This is a genomic window from Anoxybacillus sp. FSL W8-0104 (assembly GCF_038004465.1).
Lineage (GTDB): Bacteria > Bacillota > Bacilli > Bacillales > Anoxybacillaceae > Anoxybacillus > Anoxybacillus flavithermus_G.
The window spans coordinates 75,363-85,000 of the sequence record NZ_JBBOQU010000001.1 but is presented as its reverse complement, the minus strand read 5'-3'; the positions used below and the strand labels follow the sequence as shown (position 1 = coordinate 85,000).

Sequence of the window (9,638 nt, the reverse complement as noted above, 5' to 3'; positions counted from 1 at the left end):
AGGGAGCGGGCGCAACGATTTCGTCAACATTTCATACGAGTGTACCTTGATAGACAATTCTCCCACTTTTGTTTTGAATACTGTTCCTTGTACGCCGACAATATCTCCTAAATCTGACGTATCAAAAATTTCATACTGCTCTTCACCAACATCGTCTTTACGCACATAAATTTGAATTTGTCCCGTCAAATCTTGAATATGCGCAAATCCCGCTTTCCCTTTGCCTCGTTTCGTCATAATTCGACCGGCAATAGAAACTTGAACTTGTTTCTCTTCAAGTTCTTCTTTTGATAAATGACCGTATAACGCAAATAGTTCTTCTGCTTTATGTGTGCGTTCGAACCGTTTTCCAAATGGATCGATCCCTTTTTCACGCAACTTATGTAACTTTTCACGACGAACTAATAGCTGATCATTTAATTCCTCATGCGACATAACGAATTCACTCCAATAACCGTTTATTTTTTAAGAAATACTGCCAGCATGAGCTGACAGTATGTTTTACGATTCTATGACAACATGTTGTTCTTTTGCTTCAACTTCCTCCACAAAACTCATAAGCAACGTCACGAGTTCATCACGCGTCTGACATTCATTTATCGCATTGCGAACTTTGGCATTTCCACGAATACCTTTTAAATACCAAGCGGCATGTTTACGCATCTCTTTTACAGCGATATATTCATTTTTCAAAGCGATTAAACGATCCAAATGTAAAATACACACTTCGATTTTTTCACGTACAGACGGTTCCGGGATAAGTTCACCCGTTTCTAAATAACGAACGGTACGATAAATCATCCATGGATTACCGAGAGCAGCACGCCCAATCATGACGCCATCGACGCCTGTTTGTTCTAACATTCGTTTAGCATCTTGAGGGGTCTGGACATCACCGTTACCGATAACGGGGATACGAACCGCTTCTTTCACTTGCTTAATGACGTTCCAATCCGCTTTTCCTTCATACATTTGTACGCGCGTTCGGCCATGAACAGCAACCGCTTGTCCACCTGCCCGTTCTACCGCCTGAGCGTTTTCGACAGCATAAATATGATTTTCATCCCAACCGATTCGCATTTTTACTGTGACAGGCTTCTCCACCGCATCGACGACGGCGGCTACCATGTCGTAAATTTTATTTGGATCTAACAACCACTTTGCTCCCGCGTCACACTTCGTAATTTTCGGAACAGGGCATCCCATGTTAATATCGATAATATCGGCGTTCGTATGTTGATCTACATATTTAGCGGCTTGTACAAGCGTCTCTTTTTCCCCACCAAAAATTTGCAAACTCAATGGTTTTTCACGCTCGTCAATATAAAGCATGCCCATTGTTTTTGGGTTATTAAATAAAATCGCTTTATCGCTAACCATCTCTGCACAAACAAGTCCTGCACCAAACTCCTTTACAGTTAGACGAAATGCTGAATTACATACCCCTGCCATCGGTGCAAGTACAACAGGGTTATTAATTTGTACATTTCCGATTTTAAACATCAAATCCCCTCCTTTCCCAATAATTGTTCTTCCACTTCTTCGCGGCTTTTCCATATACGAACACCCTTGTCCGATAACTGCTCCACATACGAACGTAAAGGACGTTGAACAGATGGAATAATTAAAGATTCATCTATTTCAAACAACGGGATTAATACAAACGCCCGTTCAAACATACGCGGATGCGGAATAATAAGTTGTTCTGTCTCAATATTTTCATGATTATATAGCAAAATGTCAAGGTCTAACGTCCTTGGCCCCCAACGAACTTCTCGTTTGCGGCCAAACTGTTTTTCAATATCCATCGTTACTGCTAGTAAAGCAAACGGAGATAATGATGTAGCCACTTTGATAACCATATTTAAAAAACAATCTTGATCGACATATCCAACGGGATCTGTTTCATAAACGGAAGATGTCGCTAAAACAGAAATACATTCATGGTCATGTAACGCTTTCACTGCTTGAAGCAAATATGCAAAGCGATCCCCTATGTTTGATCCTAACGCAATATAAGAAATATGTTCCATTTCTAACGTCCTCTCGTAATTTCAACCGCCACATAAGCATAATGACCTTTAATTGGTGGATTAGGCTTTGTCACCTTCACTGTACACGATGACGCTGTTTCATACGCGGATAAAATTTGCTCAGCAATCTGCTCTGCTACCGCTTCAATAAGTCTAAAAGGCTTGCCTTCAACGATGCTTTGACATATGTCGTATATATGCGCGTAATTAATCGTTTCGCTCAAATCATCAGTAATGCCAGCTCTTTGTAAGTTCGTTTCGATTGTGACGTCAACATAAAAACGTTGGCCGAGTTTATTCTCCTCCGGAAACACCCCATGATAACCGTAAAATTCCATTTGACTAATGTAAATTTTATCCCGCATTTTCTTCACCTTTTCCAAGCATCGCATCCATCATTTTAGCCATTCGAGCAATCGGTAAAACATCGTGCACACGAACAATGTGCACTCCTTTTGCAATGCCGAGGCAAACTGTTGCTCCTGTCCCTTCTACTCGTTCATGAACGGGTAAATCAAGCACATGTCCGATAAATGATTTTCGCGATGTTCCTAACAAGATCGGATACCCGAGAACCGAAAATTCATCCAACCGACGCATCACTTCCAAGTTATGCTCTACTGTTTTAGCAAACCCGATCCCTGGATCGATAATAATTTGTTCGTCTTTCACACCAGCTTGTTTGACTATATCAATACTTTCTTTTAAATCGTTCATCATGTCCAAAATGAGATCTTTATAATGGCGATCGTAACGATTATGCATTAATACAATAGGTACACCATAGTAAGCGGCTACTTGAGCCATATTGGAATCTGCCTTTGCTCCCCAAACGTCGTTAATCACTGTCGCGCCCGCTTCAATGGCTTGTTTAGCTACTTCTGCTTTATACGTATCAATCGAAATGGGTACATTCACCGCTTTAGCAACCGCTTCTACAATCGGGATGACGCGACGCAATTCTTCTTCAAGTGATACTTTTTCGGCTCCAGGGCGAGTGGATTCTCCCCCAATATCAATGATATGTGCTCCTTCAGCGACAAGTTGCTTCGCACGCTCAACAGCCTGCTCTACATGATTATATTTTCCGCCATCAGAAAAGGAGTCAGGAGTGGCATTTAAAATGCCCATAATAATCGTATTCTTTCGCAAGTCTAACTTATATGTTCCACAATATATAACATCCATCAATGAACGTACCCGTCCTTTCTTTCATACCTTGTCCATAAATGTGTAGTAAAAAAGGCGTACGCACGTTGGAGACGGCTCGTCATTTCCCCACATTTCCCGGGATATATATCACCATCCAATCGACAAACCGGCACGATTTCTTGAATGGAGTTTGTTAAAAATATTTCATCTGCTTCTTTCAGTTGTTGTAGCGAGTAAAATCCTTCTCTCACACGAACACCCCACGAGCGCAACAAATCGATCACAAACAATCGCGTTATACCGTTTAAAATACCGGTTTCTACTGAAGGAGTATACACGATGCCATCTTTCACCCAAAAAACGTTAGAAACAATTCCCTCTGCGACAAATCCGTCTTGTGTAAGGAAAATACCTTCCACGTGTGCATCTTTGCCGATTTCCCACTTACCTAAAATATTGTTCAAATAATGGTGTGACTTCAAACGGATATACCCTTCTGGTGTATTTCTTCTTATTCGTAACGTTTGGCAAACTTTTTCCTCTGCAAACGTCGGAACAGGTTTCATGTACATAATAACCGTTGGCGCTGTGTATTTATCCACTTGTAACCCCACATCACCAACACCAGCCGATATATTTAAACGCACATATGCATCGCGATAACCGTTTGCCTCCAACAGTCGGGAGAGAATATGCATCACTTCGTCCCGCGTTATAAAAAACGAGATGTTTAACATATTTAACCCATCGTGAAGGCGCGTTAAGTGATCATCAAGCAAAAACGGATGTCCATCATATACGCGAAACGTTTCAAATAAACCGAGTCCATACATAAACCCGTGGTCAAACGCGGAAATGCGTGCCTCTTCCTTTTTTACGATTTGCCCATTGATATAAATAAACATGCAACATCACTTTCGTTTGTATAATGTAATAAAATTTTTAAGCATGTCTAAACCATATTCCGTCATGATCGACTCCGGATGAAATTGAACCCCCTCAATCGGCAGCGTTTTATGGCGAATGGCCATAATTTCCCCTTCTTCTGTCCACGCAGAGATATCAAAACAATCGGGCAATGTTTCCCTTTTTACAATTAATGAATGATAACGCGTGGCTGTAAAGGGGTTGGGAATTTGAGTAAAAATCGTCTTGCCATCATGAAAAATCGACGATGTTTTGCCATGCATTAAACGTTCGGCCCGAACAACTTCTCCACCAAACACTTGGGCAATCGACTGATGGCCAAGACATACACCAAAAATCGGGATTTTCCCTGCGAAATATTCAATGGCTGCCATGCTAATACCCGCTTCATTCGGACTGCAAGGACCAGGTGAAATCATTAAAAAGTGGGGGTGAAGTTGTTCAATTTGAGCAATCGTTACCTCATCGTTTCGTTTAACAATTAATTCTTCCCCTAATTGCCCTAAATATTGAACGAGGTTATACGTAAATGAATCATAGTTATCAATCATTAAAATCATTTGGCTCACCTCAAGCTTAATTGTACATACTCTTCTTCACTCAACTCTTTTGCTTTCCATAACGCAAATGCTTTCTTTAAACATTCTTTATACTCATGTTCCGGTTGTGAATCAATGACAATCCCTGCTCCTGCTTGCACATACGCAAGACCATCTTTTGCAATCATTGTCCGAATTGCAATGTTCAACTCCATATCACCATCAAATCCAATCCACCCGATTGAACCAGTGTAGATGCCACGTCGAACAGGCTCTAGCTCTTCAATTATTTCCATCGTTCGTACTTTTGGTGCCCCTGTGATTGTTCCACCTGGAAAAACGGCTGATATAACATCAAATGCATCTTTTCCTTCCGCGAGCTGCCCAGAAACATGGGAGACAAGATGCATGACATGAGAATATTTTTCAATGACCATAAACTCATCCACTTTTACCGTTCCATATGCACATACACGTCCAAGGTCATTCCGCTCTAGATCGACGAGCATTAAATGTTCGGCACGTTCTTTTTCATTTGCTAATAATGATTGGGCAATTTGATCATCTTCTTGAATCGTTTTGCCACGTGAGCGTGTTCCTGCGATCGGACGCGTACTTACATACTTTCCTTTCTTTTTCACAAGTAGCTCCGGAGAACCGCTTACGATTTGAAATTCAGGGAAATGCATATACGCCATATACGGTGATGGATTTAATGTGCGCAATTTTTCATAAATCGTAAACGGGTGTGTAAGTAACCGTTTCGATTGTCGTACAGACAAGTTCACTTGAAAGACATCGCCTTGCGCAATATACGTGCGCACCTTTTTGACAGCTTCCATAAACTGTTCTTCACTCATTGACACCGCTTCTTCTTTTTCGTAGTTCGGAATAAACGGGCGGGAAACGTCGGAAAAATCAGTTGTCCATAGTTGTTCGTATCGCTCGAGACGTTCGTTCGCTTGTTGCTCTTCTCCTTCTACATAATGAGTGATGAAATAAAGAAAAGATGCATGATGATCATATACGAACACATCATCAAATACTAAAAAATATAAATCAGGCATATTTAAGTCATCACATGCAATCGAAGGAAGCTTTTCAATATAGCGAACGCAATCGTAACTGATATAGCCAATTGCTCCACCTTGAAAATCTGGCCCTTCTTCTAATTTTTCTATTTCCCACTGACGGAACCATTTCTTTAGCGATTGCAATATATCCCCTTCAAACGTTTCTGTACGATGCTTCTGCCAAACCGTCAATTTATCATCTTTACCAATAACGACTGCAAATGGTTGTAAACCGATTATGCTATACCGGCCGTCTCGCCCACTTTCAAGCAAAACATGGTGCAACTGTTTTCGCGATAATGCTTTATATTGCGAAAACCAATCACGTTGTGCGTATGTGATCTTTTTGATCATTGTTCGTCGCCTTTGTTTGTTCAAAGATGTCCCCCCTCTTCATCAATCCATACGCTTATTGTACAACGAACATGTAGAAACAATCACGAAAAAAAATTCGGCAAGAATGTCCTTGCCGAATTATTCTTCAAATTGATATAACGGTGTGCTCAAGTAACGTTCACCGTTACTTGGAATAATCGCTAACACTTTCTTTCCTTTTCCTAATTTTTTCGCTACTTGCAACGCGACATGAATGGCTGCACCTGATGAAATTCCTCCTAAAATCCCTTCTTGACGAGCAGCTAGACGAGCAGCTGCAAACGCTTCTTCTGTCTTTACAGTAACGACTTCATCATAAATGGATGTATTTAAAATATCAGGAACGAAGCCGGCTCCAATTCCTTGAATTTTATGTGGACCTGGTTTTCCGCCGGAAAGCACTGGAGAGTCTGCTGGTTCAACAGCATAAATTTTAATGTTTGGATACGCTTGACGCAACACTTCTCCTGCTCCTGTAATCGTTCCACCTGTTCCAATTCCGGCCACAAATGCATCGAGTTGATCGCCCATTTGCTCAACAATTTCTTTTCCTGTTGTTAAACGATGTACTTCTGGGTTCGCTTCGTTTTTAAATTGTTGCGGCATAAAATAGCCGTGCTCTTGTGCGAGCTGCTCTGCTTTTTGAATCGCACCTCGCATTCCTTCACTTCCTGGCGTCAGCACAAGCTCTGCCCCGTAAGCACGAAGTAAGTTGCGGCGCTCTAAACTCATCGTTTCAGGCATAACGAAAATGGCTTTATATCCTTTTGCAGCAGCAACCATCGCTAAACCAATTCCCGTATTTCCGCTTGTCGGTTCAATGATCGTGTCACCAGGCTGAATTTTCCCTGCTTTCTCGGCTGCTTCAATCATCGCTAGCGCAATACGATCTTTCACGCTGCTTCCTGGGTTCATAAACTCTAGCTTCAAGTATACATCTGCGCTATCGTGATCAACAATGCGGTTTAATTTAACTACCGGTGTTTGACCAATTAACTCTGTAATAGATTGTACTACACGTGCCATTTCATCCACCTCTAATCCCGAGTATTTTTATAGAATTTGTAACCAATTTATCAGTTATTTTCGAAATTGTCAATCATTTTGTTTTGCTAATTTTTTTAATTCCTCAAGATCTTCGGCTGAAAACGTATACGTTTCATTACAAAAATGACAAGATGCTTCCGCTTTTCCTTCTTCATCAATCATTTGCTGAATTTCTTCCACCCCTAAGCTAATAATCGCATCTGCTACCCGCTCACGTGAACAACGACAAACGAATGATACAGGCATCGTTTCAAGAATTTTTACATTTTGTTCTCCGCCGAGTAGCGCATGTAAAATTTGTTCTGGTGTTAAACCACTTTCAATCATTTTTGAAATCGGTGGAATGGTAGTTAAATTTTTTTCAATGTCTGCAATGGTTTGTTCTTCTGTACCCGGCATCAGTTGCAAAATAAAACCACCAGCCGCCAATATCGTATAATCCGGATTGACTAGCACACCAACTCCAACGGATGATGGCGTCTGTTCAGAGGAAACGAAATAGTATGTAAAATCCTCACCAAGCTCCCCAGACACGAGCGGAACTTGTCCTGTAAAATAATCGCGTAATCCTAAGTCTTTCACAACAGTTAATGTTCCATTCGTTCCAACAGCTCTAGCAACATCGAGCTTCCCGTTTGCATTTAGTTCAAAGTGAACATGCGGATTGGATACATAACCACGTACATGCCCTTTGGCATTGCTATCGACAAGAATATGACCAATAGGGCCACCACCTTCAATTTTAATTGTAATTTGACTATCTCCTTTTAACATCGCTCCCATCATCACACCCGCTGTCATCGCACGACCTAGTGCTGCGGATGCTGTTGGCCACGTTTGATGTCTTCGCTGCGCCTCCCGTACTGTTTCTGTTGTGCGCACCGCATACGCTCGCACTTGACCATCGTATGCTAGCGCTTTTACTAAATAATCTGCCATAGTTGTCACGAAACTTACGCAAGGAAGCCCCTGCCTTTAGGCACGGGGAGGAATTGCACCTTACGCAAGTTCCGCCACCCCCTTTCCATAAGCATATCCGTCAAATCGCTGAATGACTTGGACATATCTATAATTTATTCCTTGTGCGATACGTTTACCGTCCTTGCCTTTAATATCGAAACTTCCAGTCTTTCTACATGCGACTTCGCCAAACCAAACGCCTTGATATTTCCCTCTTGGGATAACAGCCTTAACCATGTCCCCTGTTTGGAAGCCAAAGAAGAACTTTTGTCTTGCAAGATAACCTCTTGGGAAGCCATATCTATCTAGGTTTGTACGAGAGCGACTACCACGCCCTTTTGCCTTGATAAATAACACTTCTTTTGTTTTGAAATATAAGTGATTTGTTGTGCTTTCGCCTACACAACAAGCGTCAAAATAATGTGTTTTCGGCAAGTCTAAACGAATACGATTCATTTTTGTTCGTGCACCTGTTCCACACTCGACATCTAATCCTGTCTGCTTTAACACTTCATACACTTTCCATCTTGTCGAGTTGATAGCACTTGTATCCTTTAATGTTTCTTTGACTTGCTTTTGAATGTGCGGATACCCGAATTCTTCTGCTGTCTTACTTCCTTTGCGCTGATTACAGTCATGACAGGCAAGACATAGGTTATCCACTCGGTCTGTTCCACCTCTCGATTTTGGAATGATATGCTCCACTTCAAGTGGAACATTTTCTTTTCCGCAATAACAACACTTCCGCCCAAACTTTTCAAGCAAATACTCCCGTACTTCATATCCTTGTAGCGTGCCTTGTTGATACTCTACACCATTGATTTCAGGATTTCGCATGAGTTGCGTGTCGAATTTGGCATTTTCGTATGATATATACCCAATGGGGCATAACTTCTTTAGGCGGTTAACCCATGTTTGGATATTTTGCACACGACTCTCTAGTGATGACGGCAACCACCCCTCCTTTCGCTTGCGGTTCAGAAAGCGTGGTTTTCTGTATCTTGTTTTTCGATTTCGTCTTGCTCGACGAAAAGCACGCCTTTTATCTATTCTTTCCTTGATGTCTGTGCGATGGTCAAGTTGCCCTAACCATACCACTTCTTGTCCTCGCAAAATCGCTAATCCTGTATGCCTGCTTCCATAGTCGATTTTTAGCCGATATGTTGCTTTAATTTCTGATTCGTCTACTGATTTTTTCAAGATGATGGTAAATGGAAATCGCCTGTAAATCGCTGCCTTCCCTTGTTTCAACAGCTTTCTTGCAACTGCTTCGTGACAAGGAGCAAGCGGACGTTTGTTTGTGTCTAACACAAAAACCATAGGGTTCTCCCCTTTCCTCTGCATAAAGCAGGTCATATTCTCCTCGACCATGTTATAGATGCTTGTTATGTGCAAGACACTAGCGCTACCCACCACGCTTGTTTAACCTTGCACGACAGAGGAACGGGCTGGAGAAGCACCCGAACGTGTCATGACATCTATAACGTAGGCTCTGTTTCAAGCCTTGGTCTGGTCAACATGGGGCTTACAAG

General features: G+C 41.7%; 11 protein-coding genes (1 of these 11 only partly in view). All 11 read right to left on the bottom strand.

Annotated elements, in window-relative coordinates; genetic code table 11:
• On the bottom strand, window positions 1–435 hold the beginning of the coding sequence (lysS, locus tag NST18_RS00440) for a lysine--tRNA ligase (RefSeq protein WP_004888614.1). The gene continues 1,050 nt to the left of window position 1, outside the view; the window shows 435 of its 1,485 coding nt (coding positions 1–435); the start codon lies at window positions 433–435; its stop codon lies beyond the left edge, outside the window.
• Window positions 436–501: 66 nt separating this feature from the next.
• Window positions 502–1,503: a tRNA dihydrouridine synthase DusB gene (gene dusB, locus NST18_RS00435; RefSeq protein ID WP_004888612.1), complete on the bottom strand. Its 1,002-nt coding sequence runs from the start codon at window positions 1,501–1,503 to the stop codon at window positions 502–504.
• Window positions 1,503–2,033, bottom strand: a complete 531-nt coding sequence (gene folK, locus NST18_RS00430) for a 2-amino-4-hydroxy-6-hydroxymethyldihydropteridine diphosphokinase (protein ID WP_064214529.1) — start codon at window positions 2,031–2,033, stop codon at window positions 1,503–1,505. Before folK ends, dusB begins: the two co-directional genes overlap by 1 nt.
• A gap of 2 nt (window positions 2,034–2,035) precedes the next feature.
• Window positions 2,036–2,398 carry a dihydroneopterin aldolase gene (folB, locus tag NST18_RS00425; protein ID WP_004888607.1) on the bottom strand — a complete coding sequence of 121 codons (363 nt, stop codon included), beginning with the start codon at window positions 2,396–2,398 and terminating at the stop codon, window positions 2,036–2,038.
• Window positions 2,388–3,221 carry a dihydropteroate synthase gene (gene folP / locus NST18_RS00420; RefSeq protein ID WP_064214528.1) on the bottom strand — a complete coding sequence of 278 codons (834 nt, stop codon included), beginning with the start codon at window positions 3,219–3,221 and terminating at the stop codon, window positions 2,388–2,390. The genes folB and folP overlap by 11 nt, the downstream gene beginning before the upstream one ends.
• The gene (pabC, locus tag NST18_RS00415; RefSeq protein WP_004888601.1) at window positions 3,221–4,090 is read right to left on the bottom strand and encodes an aminodeoxychorismate lyase; all 870 of its coding nucleotides are present in this window, start codon (window positions 4,088–4,090) and stop codon (window positions 3,221–3,223) included. Before pabC ends, folP begins: the two co-directional genes overlap by 1 nt.
• Before the next feature lie 6 nt (window positions 4,091–4,096).
• A complete protein-coding gene (gene pabA, locus NST18_RS00410) occupies window positions 4,097–4,672 on the bottom strand; it encodes an aminodeoxychorismate/anthranilate synthase component II (RefSeq protein WP_004888599.1) in 576 nt (191 codons plus the stop codon).
• A gap of 5 nt (window positions 4,673–4,677) precedes the next feature.
• Window positions 4,678–6,078, bottom strand: a complete 1,401-nt coding sequence (gene trpE, locus NST18_RS00405) for an anthranilate synthase component I (protein ID WP_035019061.1) — start codon at window positions 6,076–6,078, stop codon at window positions 4,678–4,680.
• Window positions 6,079–6,198: 120 nt separating this feature from the next.
• Complete coding sequence (gene cysK / locus NST18_RS00400; RefSeq protein WP_004888597.1) at window positions 6,199–7,125, bottom strand: cysteine synthase A; 927 nt, start codon at window positions 7,123–7,125, stop codon at window positions 6,199–6,201.
• A gap of 69 nt (window positions 7,126–7,194) precedes the next feature.
• On the bottom strand, window positions 7,195–8,085 hold the full coding sequence (hslO, locus tag NST18_RS00395) for an Hsp33 family molecular chaperone HslO (RefSeq protein ID WP_004888596.1): 891 nt from the start codon (window positions 8,083–8,085) through the stop codon (window positions 7,195–7,197).
• 60 nt (window positions 8,086–8,145) lie between these two features.
• On the bottom strand, window positions 8,146–9,426 hold the full coding sequence (gene iscB, locus NST18_RS00390; RefSeq protein ID WP_088223581.1) for an RNA-guided endonuclease IscB: 1,281 nt from the start codon (window positions 9,424–9,426) through the stop codon (window positions 8,146–8,148).
• Window positions 9,427–9,638: the final 212 nt, after the last annotated feature.